At 67.6% G+C, this 20,346-nt stretch carries 13 protein-coding genes; 8 read left to right on the top strand and 5 right to left on the bottom strand.

The features are described from left to right. Positions 1 to 32 precede the first annotated feature (32 nt). Positions 33 to 200: a DUF7556 family protein gene (locus tag PSC72_RS13545; RefSeq protein WP_274321938.1), complete on the top strand. Its 168-nt coding sequence runs from the start codon at positions 33 to 35 to the stop codon at positions 198 to 200. Between the two features lie 266 nt (positions 201 to 466). Beyond that, on the top strand, positions 467 to 2,056 hold the full coding sequence (gene serA / locus PSC72_RS13540) for a phosphoglycerate dehydrogenase (RefSeq protein ID WP_274321937.1): 1,590 nt from the start codon (positions 467 to 469) through the stop codon (positions 2,054 to 2,056). Between the two features lie 64 nt (positions 2,057 to 2,120). Here the strand turns inward: serA and PSC72_RS13535 are convergent, their stop codons facing one another. Beyond that, positions 2,121 to 2,543, bottom strand: coding sequence for a hypothetical protein (locus PSC72_RS13535; RefSeq protein ID WP_274321936.1), 423 nt, complete (start codon positions 2,541 to 2,543; stop codon positions 2,121 to 2,123). A 582-nt stretch (positions 2,544 to 3,125) separates the two neighbouring features. On the opposite strand from PSC72_RS13535, the gene PSC72_RS13530 reads away from it, so the two are divergent. Further along, positions 3,126 to 4,403 (top strand): adenosylhomocysteinase, encoded by a 1,278-nt coding sequence (locus PSC72_RS13530; RefSeq protein WP_274321935.1) that lies wholly within the window; start codon positions 3,126 to 3,128, stop codon positions 4,401 to 4,403. A gap of 171 nt (positions 4,404 to 4,574) precedes the next feature. On the opposite strand, the gene PSC72_RS13525 is transcribed toward PSC72_RS13530, so the two are convergent. From PSC72_RS13525 to PSC72_RS13515, 3 genes are all read right to left on the bottom strand, one after another. Next, positions 4,575 to 5,345, bottom strand: a complete 771-nt coding sequence (locus PSC72_RS13525) for a response regulator (RefSeq protein ID WP_274321934.1) — start codon at positions 5,343 to 5,345, stop codon at positions 4,575 to 4,577. A gap of 142 nt (positions 5,346 to 5,487) precedes the next feature. Beyond that, positions 5,488 to 5,640, bottom strand: a complete 153-nt coding sequence (locus PSC72_RS13520) for a hypothetical protein (protein ID WP_274321933.1) — start codon at positions 5,638 to 5,640, stop codon at positions 5,488 to 5,490. Between the two features lie 2 nt (positions 5,641 to 5,642). Further along, complete coding sequence (locus tag PSC72_RS13515; RefSeq protein ID WP_274321932.1) at positions 5,643 to 5,888, bottom strand: HalOD1 output domain-containing protein; 246 nt, start codon at positions 5,886 to 5,888, stop codon at positions 5,643 to 5,645. A gap of 315 nt (positions 5,889 to 6,203) precedes the next feature. Between PSC72_RS13515 and PSC72_RS13510 the strand changes: the two genes are divergently transcribed. The 3 genes from PSC72_RS13510 to PSC72_RS13500 all read left to right on the top strand — a co-directional run bounded on the left by PSC72_RS13510 (position 6,204) and on the right by PSC72_RS13500 (position 13,196). Next, a complete protein-coding gene (locus PSC72_RS13510) occupies positions 6,204 to 11,741 on the top strand; it encodes a PAS domain S-box protein (RefSeq protein ID WP_274321931.1) in 5,538 nt (1,845 codons plus the stop codon). Positions 11,742 to 11,851: 110 nt separating this feature from the next. Further along, positions 11,852 to 12,697 (top strand): methyltransferase domain-containing protein, encoded by an 846-nt coding sequence (locus tag PSC72_RS13505; RefSeq protein ID WP_274321930.1) that lies wholly within the window; start codon positions 11,852 to 11,854, stop codon positions 12,695 to 12,697. A gap of 142 nt (positions 12,698 to 12,839) precedes the next feature. Beyond that, positions 12,840 to 13,196: a VOC family protein gene (locus PSC72_RS13500; RefSeq protein WP_274321929.1), complete on the top strand. Its 357-nt coding sequence runs from the start codon at positions 12,840 to 12,842 to the stop codon at positions 13,194 to 13,196. A gap of 494 nt (positions 13,197 to 13,690) precedes the next feature. Here the strand turns inward: PSC72_RS13500 and PSC72_RS13495 are convergent, their stop codons facing one another. Continuing rightward, positions 13,691 to 14,473 (bottom strand): SDR family NAD(P)-dependent oxidoreductase, encoded by a 783-nt coding sequence (locus PSC72_RS13495; RefSeq protein ID WP_274321928.1) that lies wholly within the window; start codon positions 14,471 to 14,473, stop codon positions 13,691 to 13,693. 118 nt (positions 14,474 to 14,591) lie between these two features. Here PSC72_RS13495 and PSC72_RS13490 point away from each other — a divergent pair, with 118 nt between their 5' ends. Further along, complete coding sequence (locus tag PSC72_RS13490) at positions 14,592 to 15,014, top strand: PPC domain-containing DNA-binding protein (RefSeq protein WP_274321927.1); 423 nt, start codon at positions 14,592 to 14,594, stop codon at positions 15,012 to 15,014. A gap of 13 nt (positions 15,015 to 15,027) precedes the next feature. Then, entirely contained in the window at positions 15,028 to 20,259 is a 5,232-nt protein-coding gene (locus tag PSC72_RS13485; RefSeq protein WP_274321926.1) for an LAGLIDADG family homing endonuclease, read from the top strand. Positions 20,260 to 20,346 lie beyond the last annotated feature (87 nt).

Genomic DNA, 20,346 nt, shown 5'->3' with positions numbered 1-20,346 from the left:
GTTTTATAGGTGATTGCTACATGTTCTCACACATGGCGCCGGATATGGTCGCTGAAGCCGAGGTGGAAGCGAACGCCGAGGTTATGGCCTCCGTCGAAGACGGGCCCACCGAGACCCTCGTGATCGCGGATATCAGCTGTGACGATGCGTATCTCACAGCGCCGCTCGCCGACGCCGCCACCCTTCCCGAGTGGCGCTAGGCGCGGATTCGCTTCCGGCTCGTCGCGTTTCTTCCCGATACCCGTCGCGTTCGACCGTTCCTGACCGACGACCAGCGTGGCTTTTGTAACGTCTCTTCCGATCGACGCTTCGCTGCTCCGTCCGAGCAACGCTCACCCAGGCCTCGACGGGAGCGCATCTGGACCGAGACGGGAGTGACCCCCGACTGTGTCGACAGTGTCGATAGTGTCCTCGGCTGCGTCCGGAGAGAACAAGCGTTATACGCGCTGGCCGGGATCTGACCCCCATGAAGGTACTCGTCACGGACCCGATCGCGGACGCGGGTCTGGACAGATTCCGCGAAGCGGGCCACGAGGTCGAGACAGCCTACGACGTCGAGGGCGACGCGCTCCTCGCCGCCGTCGAGGACGCCGACGCGATGGTCGTGCGCTCGGGGACGGAGGTCACCGCAGAGGTGTTCGCCGCCGCGCCGAACCTCCAGATCGTCGGCCGCGCCGGCATCGGCGTCGACAACATCGACATCGAGGCCGCCACCGAACACGGCGTCATCGTCGCCAACGCGCCGCAGGGCAACGTCCGCGCCGCCGCCGAGCACTCCGTCGCGATGGCGTTCGCCACCGCTCGCTCCATCCCGCAGGCCCACAACCGCCTGCGCGACGGCGAGTGGGCCAAGGGCGACTTCCTCGGGACCGAACTCAACGAGAAGACACTCGGCGTCGTCGGCTTCGGCCGCGTCGGTCAAGAGGTCGCCCGCCGCCTCGACGCCCTGGGCATGGATCTCGTCACCTACGACCCCTACATCAGCGAGGAGCGCGCCGAGCGCTTCGGCGCCGAACTCGTCGACTCGCTCGACGACTGTCTCGAGCAGGCGGACTTCATCACCATCCACACGCCGCTGACCGACGAGACCGAGAACATGATCGGCGAGGAGGAGATCGCCCAACTCGAGGGCGGCTACGTCGTCAACTGCGCCCGCGGCGGCATCATCGACGAGCCCGCCCTCGCCGAGGCCGTCGAGGACGGCCTGCTCAAGGGCGCCGCCATTGACGTCTTCGCCGACGAGCCGGTCGACCCCGATAACCCGCTGCTGGACGTGGACGACGTCGTCGTGACGCCGCACCTCGGCGCCTCCACGGAGGCCGCCCAGGAGCACGTCGCCACCTCCACCGCCGACCAGATCATCGCCGCGTTCAACGGCGAGCCGGTCATCAACGCGCTGAACGCCCCCTCGATGGACGAGAGCGCGTTCCCGGCCGTCGAGCCGTACCTCGACCTCGCGGACACCGCCGGCACCATCGCCGTCCAGCTGTTCGACGGCCACGTCTCGGACGTGGAGGTCACCTACGCCGGCGACATCGCCGACCACGACACCGAGATCGTCACCGCGACCGCGCTGAAGGGCGTCTTCGAGCGCGCGGTCGAGACGCAGGTCAACGCCGTCAACGCCGAGCGCATCGCCGAGGAGCGCGGCATCGACGTCACGGAGTCCAAGACCAGCTCCGCCGAGGACTTCCAGAGCCTGATCACCGTCACCGTCTCCGACGGCGAGGAGTCGATCAGCGTCTCCGGGACGCAGTTCGCCGGGAACGACGCCCGCATCGTCCGCATCGACGGCTACCGCGTCGACGCCGTTCCGCACGGCCACATGCTCGTCGCCCGCAACGAAGACGTGCCCGGCGTCATCGGCTTCATCGGCACCGTCCTCGGCGAGGCCGACGTGAACATCGCCGGCATGTTCAACGGCCGCGAGACCATCGGCGGCGAGGCGCTGACCGTCTACAACCTCGACGACCCCGTCCCCGAGGAGACGGTCGAACGCCTGCTCGACGACGAGCGCGTCATCGACATCACGCAGATCCAGCTCAACGGGCAGTAACGCTTCTCTGCGGCTCTTTGGACGCTGAAAACGGAGTTCTCCTCCCCACGTGCGACGGCCGCGACTAGCTGAGCAGTTCCCGGAGTCGGTCGACGGGACCGGCCGAGCGCTCTCCGTCGGTCGAGTCTCGGTCGGCTCGGTCGCGTCGATCGGTGGTCTCGGTCGCGTCCGATTCGATCTCGATCGAGGCGAACTCGTCGGACACGAGTGGTTCGTCGCGGCAGGCGTCACGTTCCTGGAGAACGTGTTCGTAGCGGTCGACGACGTGCTGGAGGTCTCGCTCTTTCGATTCGAGGTCTGCTTCGAGCGTCGCAACTCTCGCTTCGAGCATCGCGATCCGTACCAGATACAGCGTCTCCGGCGTGTGATCGACGGCGCTGTCGGCCGCCTCGATCTCCGGTGCCGGTGCTACGCACGACTCGCCCGCCGACTGGCGGTCGGTGCATGGGACGTCCCCCTGATTCGGTTCGTCGGCGTTCGCGGCCATGCTTTCGAACAGACGTGACACCCGTGCAAAAAGACCGGGCAGACGGACACCCGACGCGCGTCTGACGATCAGTATCACACCGGCGCTGTCTTGCGGTTTTCAGCGGTGATGAGTTTGTTCCGGCCCGCTCGCTAGCAGTCGACAACAGGCGGTGAAAGCCCTCGGCCAGCTTGCTAAAAGTTGGACGCGCAAGCAACACCTAGCGTCGAAAGCCCTCGGGCCGCTCAGGCGGTCTGTGCGGGATATCCTCGGTCGCTTACGCTCCCTCGGATAGGGCCCGCGCAGACCGCCTGACCGACCCTCGCCCTTTCAGTCCACCAGGATCCACCGCACAGCACTGTAGACAGCCTCATACCTCCCCAGCCAATTCGCTCACTCGCTACGCTCGTTCGCTCGTCCCTCGCACGATGGTGTCGCGTCTAGCGAGAGCAAAGCTCTCGCTGACCCTCGTTCGCTTCGCTCACGAGGAAGATGAAACGCGCGACAGCGCACGCCACACGGTTTGCCACACCGGCTGTGCCACCGGATGTGCCGAGCGCCGGATCCGGTGGGGTTTTCCCGGCGCTGGTCTATCTATCGGGCATGACTGACCCGATCACGGAGCGCGTGGACGACCCGGAGGCGAAACGGGAGTCCGGCCGCCGGAAGATGGAGTGGGCGCGCCAGCACATGCCGATCTGCGAGTCGCTGCGCGAGGACTTCGAGGAGAGCCAGCCCTTCGCGGGCGAGGTCGTCGGCATGGCGATGCACGTCGAGGCCAAGACGGCAGTTCTCGCCGAACTCCTCGCCGTGGGAGGCGCGGAAGTCGCCATCACCGGCTGTAACCCGCTCTCGACCCACGACGACGTGAGCGTCGCGCTGGACGCGGTGGAGGCCGTCACCTCCTACGCCGAGCGCGAGGTCGACGACGAGGAGTACTACGCCGCCATCGAGGCGGTCATCCAGCACGAGCCGACCATCACCGTCGACGACGGGATGGACCTCGTCGCGGCAATCCACGAGGACTACCCCGAACTCATCGACTCGATCATCGGCGGCTGCGAGGAGACGACGACCGGTGTCCACCGCCTGCGTGCGATGGACGCCGACGGCGAACTCGCCTATCCGATGTTCGCCGTCAACGACACGCCGATGAAGCGCCTGTTCGACAACGTCCACGGCACCGGCGAGTCCTCGCTCGCCTCCATCGCGATGACCACGAACCTCTCGTGGGCCGGGAAGACCGTCGTCGTCGCCGGCTACGGCCACTGCGGCAAGGGCGTCGCGATGAAGGCCAGCGGCCAGAACGCGAACGTCGTCGTCACGGAGGTCGAACCCCGCCGCGCGCTCGAAGCGCACATGGAAGGCTACGACGTGATGCCGATGGACGAGGCCGCCGAAGTCGGCGACGTGTTCCTGACGACGACCGGCAACCGCGACGTCATCGTCGAGGAGCACTTCGAGGAGATGGACGACGGCGTCCTGCTGGCGAACGCGGGCCACTTCGACGTGGAGATCGACCTCGACGCGCTCTCGGACCTCGCGGTGGACTCCTACGAGGCCCGCGACGGCGTCCAGGCCTACGAGCTGGAAGACGGTCGACGCCTGAACGTCCTCGCCGAGGGTCGCCTCGTCAACCTCGCGACCCCCATCGCGCTGGGCCACCCGGTCGAGGTGATGGACCAGAGCTTCGGCGTGCAGGCGGTCTGCGTTCGGGAACTGGTCGAATCCGGCGACGAGTACGAGGCCGGCGTCCACGACGTGCCGGATCGGCTGGACAAGGAAGTCGCCGAGATCAAACTGGACGCCGAGGGCGTTGCGTTCGACGAGTTGACCGAGACCCAGGAAGAGTATATGGGCTCGTGGCAGCACGGGACGTAGCGTGGTTTGAGCGAGCGGCGCGAGGCGTGAGTGCAAACGAGCGCCTCGATGCGAACGGGGAACGGAGTGACCCGTGAGCGAAGCGAGCGAAAACCACGTCAATGCGAACGACGAGCGAAGCGAGCGGGGAAGAAGTTCCTGCGGCGGAGAAATAGATCGAATATCCGTCGCTTACTCGTCGGTGTCGGTGAGACAGAAGACGAGGCTGCCGTCGTCGAGGCCGGCGACGCGGGTCTGAGCGGCGAACTCCTCGCCGTCGGCGGTCACGTAGCGGCAGCCGCCGGTCCACTGCCAGTTGTCGCGAACGGTCTCGATGGCGGTCGATTCGAGGCGTTCGACCTCGTCGTCGGGGAAGCAGGTCTGCCAGGGGCGACCGGCCAGCTCGTCGGGTTCGACGCCGAGGCGGCTGGCGAACACGCGGTTGGCGAAGGTGATCGTGCCGTCGGGGCCGACGACGGCGATGCCGTCGCGAGTGGCTTCGATGGCGGTAAGCGTCCGGTTCGCCGCCCGGAGCGTGCGGTGGTGACCGACGAGGCGGCGGATCCGGCTCGCGAGGATGGGCATCGCGGTCTCCGGGTCGTCCTTCCGGAGGAACTCGGTCCAGATGTCGTCGGGGAACTCCTCGGCGAGCTTCTTCCGGGCGGACCCGGTGAACAGGACGAACGGGAGGGTCGGCGAGCGCTCGCGCACCTCCGCGTGCAGGTCGAGACCGTCCATCCCCGGCATGTCGTAGTCGCTCACGACGCAGTCGACCTGGTCGACCGCGTCGGCGGCGACGGAGGAGGCGGTTTCCGTGCGGACCGAGAAGTCGTCGTGCCCGGAGAGATGCGCCTCGATCAGGCCGAGGTAGTCGGGGTCGTCGTCGACGCAGAGGACCTCTATCGGCTCTTCGGGGGTCGGGCGAGCGGACGCGGCGGCGTCGTGGTATTCGACCATCGTCATTCACTCCCTCCGCGTGGCACTCCGTGTCGGTCGGTGGACGCGGCCTGGGGACACCACGCGCCCGAACAGCGCACTCCGCGCGGACTCGCCGCTGGCCCGCGGCGGTCGGCCGGTCGTCCGCTATACACCCTCCCCGAACCCCTCATTGCTCGATAGGCTCGGTCCTGTCGGACTGGATCCAGGCGTGTTCGTTCTCCGGGTCGGCGATCATCGCCAGGCGCGTGTCGCCCACGTCGTACTCCTCGTAGGTCTCGCGGATGACCTCGTCGGTGGTCTCGGTGGAGTGGGTCGACATCGTCAGGCCCCCCTCCCGTCGACGGTGACAGTCTGCTCGTCGTCGATGCGGATGGTATGACCGTTGTACTCGAACTCGACGGACGCCACCGCGCCGTTCTCGTAGAGCGAGTCGAGCGCGTCCGTGTCGATTGCCTCGTACAGCGGGGGCTCCATCGTGAGCGGGTCCATATCGGTCACGCTGGCTATCGTCTCTATCACGTCGATACTGACCTGGTCGCGAGCTTCGTGAACTGCCATGCCGTCCATTATACTTCCTCCTCCGTCGTGTCCCGGTATCGGTCTGGCCGCTACGTGAATAACGCGAGCCGGATCCGAGGGGCAATATGTATAGCCCCGACGCGAGACGCGTGCGTACCCGCCGCCCGTCCGATCTGTCGTATCCAGCGCCGAGGCGTCCGAATATAGCGATCCATTACCGGCGGTAAGCCGCTTCTGTCGTCGGGCGCGTGAAACGCGGGGCTCCAGAGCGGGCGCGTGGCGGAACTCGGGACAGTTAGTGGAACGATATATCGCTAAAGTGGGAAGTAACGGTTAATTGCGCGTGCAATCAAATAGGCGTCAATGGACGCTGGTTCGATCCGCGACGCTGTCGTCGGCCGATGTGCCGGGGACAGGGGGGACCGTATCGAGCGCGACGCCCCCGAATCGAGTCGCACGGGGGACGGTGTGATGTCCGGCGGGCGGGGGGCCGCGGGGCGTCACGGCGTGCTGGCACTGGCCGCGCTCGTGTTCGGAAGCGCGGCGATAGCATTGACCGCCGCACACGGGCCGTCGGCACCGCGCGCGGGGACGGGGACTGTCGTGGGGCTGCTCACGACCGGCGTCGTCGGACTGGCGGCGTCGAGCGACGGCGAGGACGCGATCGCCGCGCTGACGGAGAAGATAGCGCGCGTCCGCGAGGGGGAGGACGTGGCCTTCGAGACCGACCGGGAGGGCGAACTGGGCGAGTTGACCGAGGCCGTGGAGGGCCTGGCGGACGACCTGCGCGAGTGCGAGCGCGAGCGGGACCTCCGCGAGCGGGTGATCGACTCGGCGCCCGTGGGGGTCACCGTCGCCGACGCGACCGCGGAGGACTGTCCGCTCGTCGCCGTCAACGAGCGCTTCGAGGAGATCACCGGCTACGACGAGTCCGAGTGCGTGGGCGAGAACTGCCGGTTCCTCCAGGGCGAGGGGACCGAGGAGGAGCCGGTCGCGGCGATGCGCCGCGCCGTCGAGGCCAGAGAGGAGACGACGGTCGAACTGCGCAACTACCGGAAGGACGGGACGGAGTTCTGGAACCGGGTGCGGATCGCGCCGGTCGAGAACGAGGAGGGGGAGGTGACGCACTTCGTCGGCTTCCAGGAGGACGTGACCGACCGCAAGGAGCGCGAGGAGGAACTGCAGCGCCGCGGGTCGCTGCTCGACGCGGTCTTCGACCAGTTGCCGCTCCACATCTACGTCAAGGACCGCGAGGCGCGCCACCTCCGCTACAGCACCGCGTTCGCGGCGGAGTCCGGCCCCGACCTGACCGATGCCGAGGTCCTCGGGAAGACGGACCCGGAAGTGTTCGACGCCGACTTCGCCGAGCAGTCCTACGAGGACGACCTGCAGGTGATCGAGAGCGGCGAACCGCTCGTCAACAGGGAGGAGTACGTCGACCACGCCGACGAGTGGAACCTCACGACGAAAGTCCCCTGGCGCGGCGCGGACGGCGAGATCAGGGGCCTGATCGGCGTCTCGCGGCAGATAACCGAGCGCAAGCGGCGCCAGCAGGAACTCGAACAGTACCGGGCGTACACGAACGACATCCTCGACGCCATCGACGACGTGTTCTACGTGCTCGACGCCGAGGGCGAACTCCGCCGGTGGAACGAGACGCTGGCGGAGGTGACCGGCTACGGCGACGACGAGCTAGCGTCGATGCACGCGACCGACCTCATCGCCGAGAGCGACCGCGACGCGATCCGGCGGGGGATAGCGAACATCGACCGCGCGGCCGGCGTCCCGCTAGAGGCGCGGCTGGAGACCAGAGACGGCGAGACGATCCCCTACGAGATCGTCGCCTCGCCCATGGAGAACCCCGACGGCGAGCGCGTCATCGTCGGGATCGGTCGCGACGTCTCCGAGCGAAAGGAGCGCGAGCGACAGCTGGAGGCCATCGTCGAGAACACGGAGGACCCGATCTACATCAAGGACCGCGAGGGCCGATACCAGTTCGTGAACGAGGCGACCGCGACCCACTTCGGGTTGACCCCGGAGGAGATGGTCGGCAGGACCGACGAGGACCTGTTCGACGAGGCGACGGTCGAGGACATCCGCGCGGACGACCGTCGCGTCGTCCAGCGCGGTGAGTCCGTCTCCCGGGAAGTGATCCGGCCGATCGACGGCGACGAGCGGATCTTCCTCGACCACAAGTACCCCTACCGCGACGACGACGGCGAGATAATCGGTCTCATGGGGATCAGCCGCGACATCACGGACCGGAAGGCCGCCGAGCGCGAGTTGCGCGAGCGCGAGCAGCGCCTGGAGGAGTACAAGGAGTACACCGAGGACATCCTCGACGCCATCGACGACGTGTTCTACGTGTTCGACGACGCCGGGGAGATAAAGCGGTGGAACGAGAGCTTCGCCGAGGTGACCGGCTACACCGACGCGGAGATCGAGTCGATGCACGGGACGGAGTTCTTCCCGGAGAGCGAGCACGCGCAGATCGCCGAGGCGATCGCGTCGGTGTTCGCGACAGGGGACGACGGCCGGGTCGAGGCGTCGGTCCTGACCAAGGACGGCCAGCGGATCCCCTACGAGTTCGTCGCCTCGCGGCTGGAGAACCCCGACGGCGAGTACGTCCTCGTCGGGATCGGCCGCGACGTCTCCGTCCGGAAGGCCCGCGAGCGGGAACTGCGAACGACCAAGGAGCGCCTGCAGAAGTTCATCGATACCTCGCCGGTGGGGGTCGTCGCGACCGACCCCGACGGGCGCGTCACGCTGTGGAACGACGCCATGGAGGACATCTTCGGCTGGTCCGAGGAAGAGATCCTCTGGGAGCCCTACCCCGCGGTGCCGGACGACGAGGAGGGCGACGACGGCGTCCGCCAGCGGGTGCTCGACGGCGAGTCGGTCTCCGGCGTGGAACTCCAGCGCGTCCGCAAGGACGGCGAGCGGATCGACATCTCGCTGTCGACGGGTCCCGTCAGGGACGAGGACGGCGAGGTGACCGAGATCGTCGGCTACATCGAGGACATCACCGAGCGCAAGGAGCGCGAGCGCGAACTGGCGGCGCGGTCGGCGGCGATGGAACAGGCCAGCGACGGGATCGCCATCCTCGACGAGGACAGCGTCTACGAGTTCGTCAACCAGGCCCACGCGGAGGTCTACGGCTACGACGACCCGTCGGCGTTCCTCGGCGAGACCTGGGAGCTGTGTTACGACGAGCCCGAACGCGAGCGGCTCGCCGAGGAGGCCATTCCGACGCTCCTGAACGAGGGTGAGTGGCGCGGCGAGGCCGTCGGGCTCCGGGCGGACGGCGAGCGGTTCATGCAGGAGCTCTCGCTGACCGTCCTCGACGACGGCCGGCAGATATGCGTCATCCGGGACATCACCGACCGCAAGGAGCGCGAGCGCGAGCTCGAACGCTACGAGACCGTCGCCCAGACCGCCTCGGACGTCATCGTGACCATCGACACGGACAGCGTCATCCGCGACGTGAACCCGGCCGCGCGCGACGTGTTCGGCTACGAGCCCGACGAACTCGTCGGCGAGTCGCTGTCGGTCCTGATGCCCGACCGGCTCACGGAGGGCCACTTCGCCGCGCTCGATCACTACCTGCGTTCGGGCGAGCGGACGGTCGACTGGGACCACGTCGAGTTCCCCGGCGTGCGCGCCGACGGGGCGGAGGTCCCGCTGGGCATCTCCTTCAGCGAGTACGAACACGGCGGCGAGCGCTACTTCGCCGGCATCATCCGCGACGTGAGCGAGCGGGTCGAGCGCGAGCGCGAGCTCGAACGGACGACGGATCTGCTCGCTCGCGCCGAGGAGATGGCCGACGTCGGGGGCTGGACGGCCACGGTCCGGGAGGACGGTGAGGATCAAGTCAGGTGGACAGACAACGTCTACGAGATATTCGGCGTGCCCCGCGAGGAGGGGCCGCTGGTCGAGGGCGTGCTCGACCGCATCCACCCCGAGGACCGCGACGCCCACCGCAGAAACCTCGACCGAGCGCGGGCGAGCGGCGAGTCCTGGGACACCGAGTACAGAGTGATCAGGGACGACGGGAGCGAGCGGTGGGTCCACTCCATCTGCGAACCGGTCGTCGAGGACGGGGACGTAGTCGAACTCCGCGGCTCGCTCCAGGACGTCACCGAACGCAAGGAGCGCGAACTCGCCCTGGAGTCGCTCCACGAGGCGACGCGGGGCCTGCTCGGCGTCGAGGACGACGCCGAGACGGCGGAGCTGGTCGTCGACACGGCCCACGCGGTGCTGGACGTGGCGGGCGTGGCCGTCTACCTGCTCGACGACACCACCAACCAGCTCGACGCGCTCGCCTGTTCGGAGGGGTTCGAGGCGCTGTGCGACGCCGGGCCGGTCGGGGCCGGTGCGGGCGACTCGCTGCTGTGGAACGCGTACGTGACGGGGACGCCGACGGTGTTCGACGACACCCAGACCGCCGCCCAGTCCAGCGTGTTCGGTCAGGACGTCGGCGGCGGGCTGCTGGTGCCGATCGGCGACCACGGCGTGTTCGTCGTCGCCACGCGCGAACGCGCGGTCGACCAGGCGACCCGTCGGCTGGCGGAGACGCTCGTCGCGACGACCGAGGCGGCGTTCGACCGGCTGGCCAGCGAGGAGACGCTCCGAGAGCGCGACCAGGAGCTGGAGGCGCGCAACCGCCGCCTGCGCCGGCAGATCCAGATCACCGACCTGCTCCGACGGATCGACCAGTCGCTCATCCAGGCGGAGTCCCGCGAGGCCATCGAGTCGGCGGTCTGCGACAGGCTGGTCGAGAGCGACGACGTGGCCTTCGCGTGGATCGGGTCGCTCGACCCGGCGGGCGACCGCGTCGAACCGAGCGCGTGGGCGGGCGACGGCGCGGACTACCTCGACGCGGTGTCGCTGGCGACCGGCAGCGCCGAACCCGCCGTCGCCACCGCCATCTCGGAGCAGCCGACCGTCGTCCGCAACGTCGTCGACGACCTCAAGCGCGAGGACTGGCGCCAGACCGCCCTCTCGGAGGGGTTCCAGTCGGTGCTGAGCGTCCCCATCGCCTTCGAGGAGTACTTCTACGGCGTGCTCACCGTCTACGCCGGGGAGCCGGACGCCTTCGGCGACCTCGAACGCGAGGTGTTCGCCGAACTCGGGGAGAACGTCGCCCACTCGATGAACGCCGTCGAGACCCAGCGCGCGCTCCACACCGACCAGCGGGTCGAACTCACGCTCGAGTTCGACGCCGGCGACGACGTGCTCGGCCGCCTGGCGACGGAGGCCGACTGCGAGATCGAGTTCGCCGGCCTGTCCACCCACTCGGACGCGGAGACCGGGCTGTTCGTCACCGCCTCCGGGGCGCCGGCCGAACGCGTCGCGGCCGTGCTGGAGGACCTCGTCTCGGTCTCGGACTACCGCCTCGTGAGCGACGGTGACGGCGACGACGAGGGCGGGGACGACGGCAGTTCGCTGTTCGAGGTGACCGTCGGCGGCGACGCGCTCCCCGCGCGGTTCGTCCGTCACGGCGCCGGCCCGCAGTCGATCCGCGCGACCGCCGCGGGCATCGAGGCGGTCGCCGACGTACCGACCGGAACGGACGTCCGCGAGTTCGTCGAGATGCTCGCGGAGACCCACCCGAGCGCCGAACTCGTGAGTCGGCGGACCGTCGAGCGCGGCGACGAGGCCGGCGGGACGTTCGCGGCCAGCCTGTTCGAGGCGCTGACCGACCGCCAGCTGGAGGTGCTCCGGACCGCCTACTTCGCCGGGTTCTTCGAGTGGCCCCGCACCTCCACGGGCGAGGACGTCGCCGAGATGCTCGACGTCAGCCAGCCCACCGTCAACCGCCACCTCCGCCTCGGCCAGCAGCGGCTCCTCCGGCAACTGTTCGAGGAGTCCGCCGCCGAGGTCGGGGCGACGGCCGACTGAACCGACCGGCGCGGTCGTCGCGTCTCCGACTCCCCGCCGGTCGGCGACTCCCGTGCGCACGACTGCCGTACCGGGGCAACGTTCAGGGCACGGGCGCACCCAGTCGCGGTATGGCTGACGACGCCGCCGACGATTCGATTTCCCACGCCTCCGGGGACGCTGCTCGCGCCGACATCTCCAACGACTGGGACCCGGACGCCTACGACCGCGACACCGGCTTCGTCCACGAGTACGGCGGGTCCGTCGTCGACCTGCTGGACCCCGACCCGGGCGAGCGCGTGCTCGACCTGGGCTGTGGCACCGGCCACTTGACCGCCGAGATCGCCGACGCCGTCGGCGAGTCGGGGTCGGCCGTCGGCGTCGACCAGTCCCCAGAGATGGTCGAACAGGCGCGGGAAACGTATCCCGACCTGCGCTTCGAGGTGGCCGACGCCCGGACGTACTCGCCGGACGAGCGCTTCGACGCGGTGTTCTCCAACGCCGCGCTCCACTGGATCCCCGAGGCGGACCAGCCCGCCGTGGCCGAGCGAGTGCGGGAGTCGCTGGCGCCCGGCGGCCGGTTCGTCGGCGAGATGGGCGGGGTCGGGAACGTCGCGACGGTCGTCGACGCGACGGTGGCGGAGTTGCGAGAACGCGGGTACGACGCGGCGAACCCGTGGCACTTCCCGACCGTCGGTGAGCACGCCGCCGTGCTGGAGTCGGCCGGCTTCGAGGTGCGACTGGCCCGCCTGTTCGATCGCCCGACGGAACTGGAGGGCGGCGCCGACGGGCTGGCGCGCTGGCTGGACGTCTTCGGCGACTCGCTGTTCGCCGCCCTCGACGACGGGGAGAAAGCCGACGTGGTCTCCGCTGTGGAAGCGCGGGTCCGCGACGACCTGTTCGATCCGAACGCGGGCGACGACGGGGTCTGGACGGCCGATTACCGGCGACTTCGATTCGTCGCGGTCCGGGAGTGAAGGGTACCGTTTCGGGTCGAACCGGTCTGGGTTGACACTTTCACTCCGTGGCGGACGTTTATCTCCCGTCGTGTCGACTCAGTGGTGTGATGCTGGTGACAGAGACCATCGCGGTGGCGGCGCGGCAGTCGGGGGTGGCGGCGTGAAACTGAGTACCGTCTACGTCGGCGTCGAGGACATGGACCGGGCGCTCGCGTTCTACGAGGACGTGTTCCAGGCCGAACCCGAGCAGGCCGAGCAACGGTTCTCTATCTTCGAGTTCGACGGCGCCGACTTCGGGCTCTACAACGCCGGCGCCGACGGCCACGAGTTCGACTTCGGGAACAACTGCGTCCCGAACTTCGAGGTCGAGGACGTCGATTCGGCGTACGAGCGGATCTCGGCTCTCGCGCCCGAGGTCGTCTCCGACGGCATCTTCGACATCGACGGCTACCGGGGCTTCCACTTTCTCGATACCGAAGGCAACACGATCGAGGTCTTCAGTATCGACTCCGAGTAATCTCACGAGTTCTCACCCCGTCAGGGATGGCTCTTCAAGGAACTGACGGCGAGCGTCGAGACCCCTCGACGCGCTCGCTAGAAGTTGCTCCGGCTGCACTTGACAGTGAGAGTTGAAAGCCCTCGGCCCGCTCGCGGCCGCTGGGCGAGATATCCTCAGTCGCTTCGCTCCTTCGGATAGGGCCCGCCCAGCGACTCCGTCCGCTCCGCTCACCGCGAGCGGACCTCGCCCTTTCAGTCCGCCAGGAGAGCAAACTCTCCTGAGCCCTGGCTCGCTTCACTCGCCAGGACACCAGGAACCGCAGGACAGCAACCGCACAGCACCGCAGACAGCCTCACACCTCCCCAACCGATTGCGATGCTCACTCCGTTGCGCTTCTCATCCCTCGCACGGCTATTTCGAGCGGCCCGCCAAGCGGCGGGCACGCTCGACAGCGCGCGCCAGAATCAAGTTCCGTGACAGAAATACGCTGGAAAGTCGCCGTTCGAATCCGTCTACCGGTTGTCGAGGCGCCAGTCGGGGATGGGGACCTGGCCGCCGTCGACGCGGAGTTCGTGGCCGTTGACGTAGTCGGCGGCGGGGGAGGCGAGGAAGACGACGCCGTTGGCGATGTCCTCGGGTTCGGCGAAGTGCCCGAGCGGGTTGAGGTCCTGGATCTGCTCGGTGACGGCCTCGGAGAAGCCCTCGGTCATGCGGGTGTTGACCCAGCCGGGGGCGACGGCGTTGACGCGGATGCCTTCCCGGCCGAGTTCGAGCGCGAGGCTCTTGGTGAGGCCGAGGAGGCTCCACTTGCCGACGTCGTACTGCGGGGACTGGCCGACGGCGTTCTTGGTGTGGATGGAGGTGATGTTGACGATCTTGCCGTAGCCGCGCTCGACCATGCCGTCGACGACGGCGCGCGTGCAGTTGATCGACCCGAAGAGGTGGACCTCGATGTTCAGCCGGAAGTCGTCGTCGTAGCCCTCGTCGAGGAACGGGCCGGCGTTGCCGACGCCGGCGTTGTTGACGAGGATGTCGACGCTGCCCAGTTCCTCCTCGGCGTGTTCGACCATGGCCTCGACTTCGGCCTCGTCGGTCACGTCGGCGGCGAGACCGACGGCGTCGCTGTCGTCGTCGCGGTCGCGGATAGTCTGGGCGGTGTCTTTCGCCACGTCCTCGTCCAGATCGTTGACGACGACGTCGGCGCCGTGGGTCGCGAGTTCGAGCGCGATGGCGCGGCCGTTGCCGCGGCCGCCGCCGGTCACCAGTGCCGTCTCGCCGGTCAGGTCGAGATCCATGGGGCGGCGTTCGACGGCCGCCGTCTTCAAGCCCGGCCTTCGCGGAACCGCGGCGGATACCGCCCCGGGTGTCGCCGGGTCGGAAACGTTTTTTGTCGAGCCACTCGCTGTAGTGGGTATGGATTACCTGGAACTCGAGGGCGCTCGCGAGTTCGTCGCCCGCCTCGAACACGGCGCGGACTGGCGCGCCCAGATCGAGGCCTTCGCCGCCGACGAGGGGGTCGACGCCGCCTTCTTCTTCGGCCTCGGTGCGGTGCAGGACGCCGAGATCCTCTACTACGACCAGGACGACGAGGAGTACTACCCCGAGACCTTCGACGAGCCGCTGGAGATGGCCGCCTGCGTCGGCAACGTCTCCGAACTCGACGGCGAGCCGTTCGCCCACACCCACGCCGTCCTCTCGCGGGAGGACGGGACGACGCTGGCCGGCCACCTCGACAGCGCCACCGTCTTCGCCGGCGAGTTGTACGTCCGCGAGTTCGACGTCCCGCTCGAACGGGAGTACGACGAGGAGACCGCGCTCGACCTCTGGCCGCTGTGATGGGAGCGCGACGATGAAACCCGAGGACGAGCAGTACTTCGAGCGGCTCGAGTCCGAACTCGACCGGGCGTTCGACGTGGCCGAGGCGGCCCGCGAGCGCGGCGGCGACCCCACCGACGACGTGGAGATCCCCGTCGCCCGCGACATGGCCGACCGCGTCGAGAACATCCTCGGCATCGACGGCGTCGCCGAGCGCGTCCGCGAACTCGAAGGCGAGATGTCCCGCGAGGAGGCGGCGCTCGAACTCGTCTCCGACTTCGTCGACGGCGAGGTCGGTGACTACGACACCCGCGCCGGCAAGGTCGAGGGCGCCGTCCGCACGGCTGTCGCCCTCCTGACGGAGGGGGTCGTCGCCGCACCCATCGAGGGGATCGACCGCGTCGAGATCCTCGAAAACGACGACGGCACGGAGTTCGTCAACGTCTACTACGCCGGGCCGATCCGCTCGGCGGGCGGGACCGCGCAGGCCCTCTCCGTTCTGGTCGCCGACTACGCCCGCGCGATGCTCGGCATCGACCAGTACAAGGCTCGCGACGACGAGATCGGCCGCTACGCCGAGGAGATCGACCTCTACGACAAGGAGACGGGCCTGCAGTACACGCCGAAGGAGAAGGAGAGCAAGTTCATCGCCGAGCACATGCCGATCATGCTCGACGGCGAGGCCACGGGCGACGAGGAGGTCTCGGGCTATCGGGACCTCGAACGGGTCGACTCCAACTCCGCTCGCGGCGGGATGTGTCTCGTCATGGCCGAGGGGATCGCCCTGAAAGCTCCGAAGATCCAGCGCTACACCAGAAACCTCGACGAGGTCGACTGGCCGTGGCTCCAGGACCTCATCGACGGTACCATCGGCAAGGACGACGGCGACGAGGAAGGCGACGCCGACGGTGACGAGGAGGCCGACGCGGCCGACGGCGAGGGCGAGGACGGCGACGAGAGCGAGGAACCCGCCGGACCGCCCCGCCTCGAACCGTCGAAGAAGTTCCTGCGGGACCTCATCGCAGGCCGCCCGGTCTTCTCGCACCCGAGCGAGGCCGGCGGCTTCCGCCTGCGCTACGGCCGCGCGCGCAACCACGGGAACGCGACCGCGGGCGTCCATCCCGCGACGATGCACCTCGTCGACGACTTCCTCGCGACGGGGACCCAGATCAAGACCGAGCGCCCGGGGAAGGCCGCCGGCGTCGTCCCCGTCGACTCCATCGAGGGCCCGACCGTCCGCCTCGCCAACGGCGAGGTCCGGCGGATCGACGACCCAGAGGACGCGCTGGAAGTCCGCAACGGCGTCGAGAAGGTGATCGACCTCGGCGAGTACCTCGTCAATTACGGCGAGTTCGTCGAGAACAACCACCCGCTCGCGCCCGCTTCCTACACCGTCGAGTGGTGGTCCCAGGAGTTCGACGAGGCCGGCGCCGACGTGCAGGCGATGCGCGACTCGACGGACGTGGATCTGTCGGACCCCAGCGCCCAGGAAGCGCTCGACTGGGCCGACGAGTACGACGCGCCCCTCCATCCGAAGTACACCTACTGCTGGCACGATCTCTCCGTCGACGAGGTGTGCGCGCTCGCGGACGCCGTGGAGCAAGGACGGGTCGCCCAGACGGACGGTGCAAGCGAGGCGCGAAGCGCCTCGGTAGCGAGCGGGGAGGGAAGCGATCCGCGAGCAGTCGTCCGGGACCCCGACGATCACGACGGTGATGCCGAGGCCGATACCGGCGTCGAGACGCAGCACGACGCGGCCACGGACGGCCACGACCGCGACGCCGGCGCTGCGGCCGCCGGCGACCTCGTCCTCCCGCGCTCCCCCGCGGTCCGCGAGGCGGTCGAACACCTGCTCGTCGAGCACACCCAGACCGACGACACGCTCGTGATCCCGGACTGGCGCCCGCTCGTCCGCACCCTCGGCTTCTCCGACTCGCTGGAACGCGAGTGGATGCCCGAAGACCTCTCCGAGCGCGCACGGACCTACGGCGGTGGCGAGGCCAGCGACGCGCAACTGGACTCCTCGGCGGCCTCGACCGAGGACGGCGCCAACGCGATCCTCGCCGTCAACGAGATCGCGCCGTTCGAGGTCCGCGAGCGCGCCCCGACGCGTATCGGTAACCGGATGGGTCGCCCCGAGAAATCGGAGAGCCGCGACCTCTCGCCGGCGGTCCATACGCTGTTCCCCATCGGCGACGCCGGCGGCTCACAGCGGAAGGTCGGCGACGCCGCCGTCGCGGGCGACAGCTACGACGACAGCCAGGGCAGGGTCGAGGTCGAGGTCGGCCGCCAGGAGTGCACCGACTGCGGGACGCGGACGTACAAACCCCGCTGTCCAGACTGCGGGGGCGTCTGCGAGGCCGTCTACGTCTGCCCCGACTGCGACAGCGAGGTCGAACCCGACGAGTCCGGCCGCGCGGAGTGTTCGCGCTGCGAAACGCTCGCCCGGCCCACGCAGACGAAAGTCGTCAATGTGAACGCGGAGTTCAAATCGGCCCTCGCGAACCTCAACGAGCGCCCCACCGCCTACGACGCGCTCAAGGCCGTCAAGGGCCTGTCCTCGGAGAAGAAGACGCCCGAACCCATGGAGAAGGGCATCCTCCGCGCGAAACACGGCGTCTCCGCGTTCAAGGACGGCACCGTCCGCTACGACATGACTGACCTGCCCGTCACGGCCGTCCGCCCCTCCGAGTTGGACGTCACCGCCGACGCGTTCCGGGCGCTGGGCTACGAGGAGGACATCCACGGCCAGCCCCTCCAGCACGACGACCAGCTGGTCGAACTCAACGTCCAGGACGTCGTCCTCTCGGAGGGCGCCGCCGAGCACATGCTCAAGACCGCCGACTTCGTCGACGACCTCCTCGACTCGTACTACGGCCTCGATCCCTTCTACAACCTGGAGGAGCGCGACGACCTCGTCGGCGAACTCGTCTTCGGGATGGCTCCCCACACTTCCGCGGCGACCGTCGGCAGAATCGTCGGGTTCACGACAGCGGCGGTCGGGTACGCGCACCCCTATTTCCACGCCGCGAAGCGTAGGAACTGCTTCCACCCGGACACGAAGGTCTGGTACGAGGATGAGGCTGGTGAGTGGCATCACGAGACTGTCGAGCGACTGGTCGAGAATCGTCTGGACGACCCGGACGAAGACGACTTCGGGACGCTCGTACAGGAGCTACCCGGGAACCTCTCGGTTCCGTCCGTAACGGAGGACGGAGAGCCGACTCGAAAATCGGTCGAAGCAGTGTCGAAGCATCCGTCGGCTGACCACCTTATCGAGATCCAGACGAAGACTGGGCGGACCCTGACTGTTTCCCCCGAACACTCGATGCGTCGGTGGAACGGCAGTATCGAGCGGATCCCCGCCCGCGAACTCGAAGTCGGCGACGACCTACCGATGCCGAAATCAGTTCGGGTGGACGGATCTCGGGAACGGATCGACCTCTTGAGACAGTTCTGCGAGAGCGACTCAGTTCCCAACGACGACCTCGTAGTCCGTGGGCTAGGGTCAGACCGGATCAAATCTCTATTCGACGAAGCGACCCCGGGAGACTGTTACCTCAAACCGGCCTGTGAACGCCTCGACTTGAGTGATTCGACCGTCTACAACTGGGTGAACCGGGACAGCGTCCCCGTTGCTGTCTTCGAAGAACTCTTCGATGACCCACCTGCGGACGTACTTCCGGACGACATCGCTCTTTCACTCCGCCGCGATACTGCTGAAGTCAGCCGGTATCTCGCGATCGACGACGAGTTCGGCACCGTCCTCGGCTACTACGCCGCGGAAGGATTCACCCGTCAGAGTGAGGGGAATTTCTACCAGACGACGATCTGTATCCCTGACCAAGCGCCACGCGAACAAATAATCGAGACGCTCAGTGACTCGCTCGGCGTCGAAGGATTCGAGGAGAACCAGTGGAAGGTCACGGTTTCAAGCCGGCTAGTCGCCATCCTGTTCGACGAGGTGCTCGACACCGGTTGCCGAGCGGAGACGAAACGGATCCCGGATCCTGTACTCTCAGGACCGGAAGACGTTCTCCGGTCGTTCCTCGCTGCGTACTTCAGCGGAGACGGCAGTGTATCCAGCTCCCGTATCGAAGTGCGGGCTCACACGGTCAGCGACGAATTGAAGTCCGATCTGATCGCGGCATTGAAACGGTTCGGTATTGTCGCGAAGTCGTATCGCAAGACGAGAACGCCGGAGACGGGAGCGATAGCGGAGTTCTACGACGAACCGAAGACGTTCGAATCCTGGGTTCTCAAAGTTACTTCGGAGAACGCGGTTCGATATGCGAATGAGATCGGGTTCCATCTCTCCCGCAAGAGCGAAACCCTTCAGGAATCGGTCGATTCGATCGATGTTCGAACGCAGAGGCTCTGTGGAGATGGAGGAGAGATCTGGCTCGACGAGATAGAGAACGTCGAGATCGCGGAAAGCGACACGTCTCACCTATACTCGTTGACCGTCGCCGATACGAATACTCTCGTTGCAGAGGACCTGTTCGTCGGCCAATGCGACGGCGACGAGGACTGCGTGATGCTCCTTATGGACGGTCTTCTCAATTTCTCGAAACAGTTCCTCCCCGACCAGCGCGGGGGCCAGATGGACGCGCCGCTGGTCATGTCCTCGCGGATCGACCCGGCCGAGATCGACGACGAGGCGCACAACGTCGACATCATGCGGGAGTACCCGAAGGAGTTCTACGAGGCGACCCGGGAGTTGGCCGACCCGGAGGACGTCGAGGACGTCATGACCATCGCGGAGGAGACGCTGGGGACCGACGAGGAGTACACGGGCTTCGACCACACCCACGACACCACGGACATCGCCGCGGGACCGGCGCTCTCGGCGTACAAGACCCTCGGGTCGATGGAGGAGAAGATGGACGCCCAGCTCGACCTCTCGCGGAAGATCCGGGCGGTCGACGAGACCGACGTCGCCGAGCGCATCATCGAGTACCACTTCCTGCCGGACCTGATCGGGAACCTGCGGGCGTTCTCCCGACAGGACGTGCGCTGTCTGGACTGCGGCGAGAAGTACCGGCGGATGCCCCTCTCGGGCGACTGCCGGGAGTGCGGCGGCCGCGTCAACCTCACCGTCCACGAGGGCTCGGTCAACAAGTACATCGAGACCGCCACCCGCGTCGCCGAGGAGTTCGACTGTCGCACCTACACCAAACAGCGCATCGAGCTGCTCGACCGGAAGATAAACCGCATCTTCGAGAACGACAACAACAAGCAGAGCGGGATCGCGGACTTCATGTGAAGGCCGTGTTTTTCCGGCCGGATCTCCTCGGAAAAGGAGTGTCGTCCAGAGGGAAACTGTGAGTGGCCAGCACTGGGTTCACTGACG

The organism is Halosimplex aquaticum (assembly GCF_028747785.1).
GTDB classification, from domain to species: Archaea; Halobacteriota; Halobacteria; order Halobacteriales; family Haloarculaceae; genus Halosimplex; species Halosimplex aquaticum.
This window is presented reverse-complemented; position numbering and strand designations above follow the sequence as displayed.

What these genes read in the sequence shown, in the direction of transcription:
- PSC72_RS13545 (WP_274321938.1), top strand. Translation starts at nt 33, where the DNA reads ATGGCGCCGGATATGGTCGCTGAAGCCGAGGTGGAAGCGAACGCCGAG.
- serA (WP_274321937.1), top strand. Translation starts at nt 467, where the DNA reads ATGAAGGTACTCGTCACGGACCCGATCGCGGACGCGGGTCTGGACAGA.
- PSC72_RS13535 (WP_274321936.1), bottom strand. Translation starts at nt 2,543, where the DNA reads ATGGCCGCGAACGCCGACGAACCGAATCAGGGGGACGTCCCATGCACC.
- PSC72_RS13530 (WP_274321935.1), top strand. Translation starts at nt 3,126, where the DNA reads ATGACTGACCCGATCACGGAGCGCGTGGACGACCCGGAGGCGAAACGG.
- PSC72_RS13525 (WP_274321934.1), bottom strand. Translation starts at nt 5,345, where the DNA reads ATGACGATGGTCGAATACCACGACGCCGCCGCGTCCGCTCGCCCGACC.
- PSC72_RS13520 (WP_274321933.1), bottom strand. Translation starts at nt 5,640, where the DNA reads ATGTCGACCCACTCCACCGAGACCACCGACGAGGTCATCCGCGAGACC.
- PSC72_RS13515 (WP_274321932.1), bottom strand. Translation starts at nt 5,888, where the DNA reads ATGGACGGCATGGCAGTTCACGAAGCTCGCGACCAGGTCAGTATCGAC.
- PSC72_RS13510 (WP_274321931.1), top strand. Translation starts at nt 6,204, where the DNA reads ATGGACGCTGGTTCGATCCGCGACGCTGTCGTCGGCCGATGTGCCGGG.
- PSC72_RS13505 (WP_274321930.1), top strand. Translation starts at nt 11,852, where the DNA reads ATGGCTGACGACGCCGCCGACGATTCGATTTCCCACGCCTCCGGGGAC.
- PSC72_RS13495 (WP_274321928.1), bottom strand. Translation starts at nt 14,473, where the DNA reads ATGGATCTCGACCTGACCGGCGAGACGGCACTGGTGACCGGCGGCGGC.
- PSC72_RS13490 (WP_274321927.1), top strand. Translation starts at nt 14,592, where the DNA reads ATGGATTACCTGGAACTCGAGGGCGCTCGCGAGTTCGTCGCCCGCCTC.
- PSC72_RS13485 (WP_274321926.1), top strand. Translation starts at nt 15,028, where the DNA reads ATGAAACCCGAGGACGAGCAGTACTTCGAGCGGCTCGAGTCCGAACTC.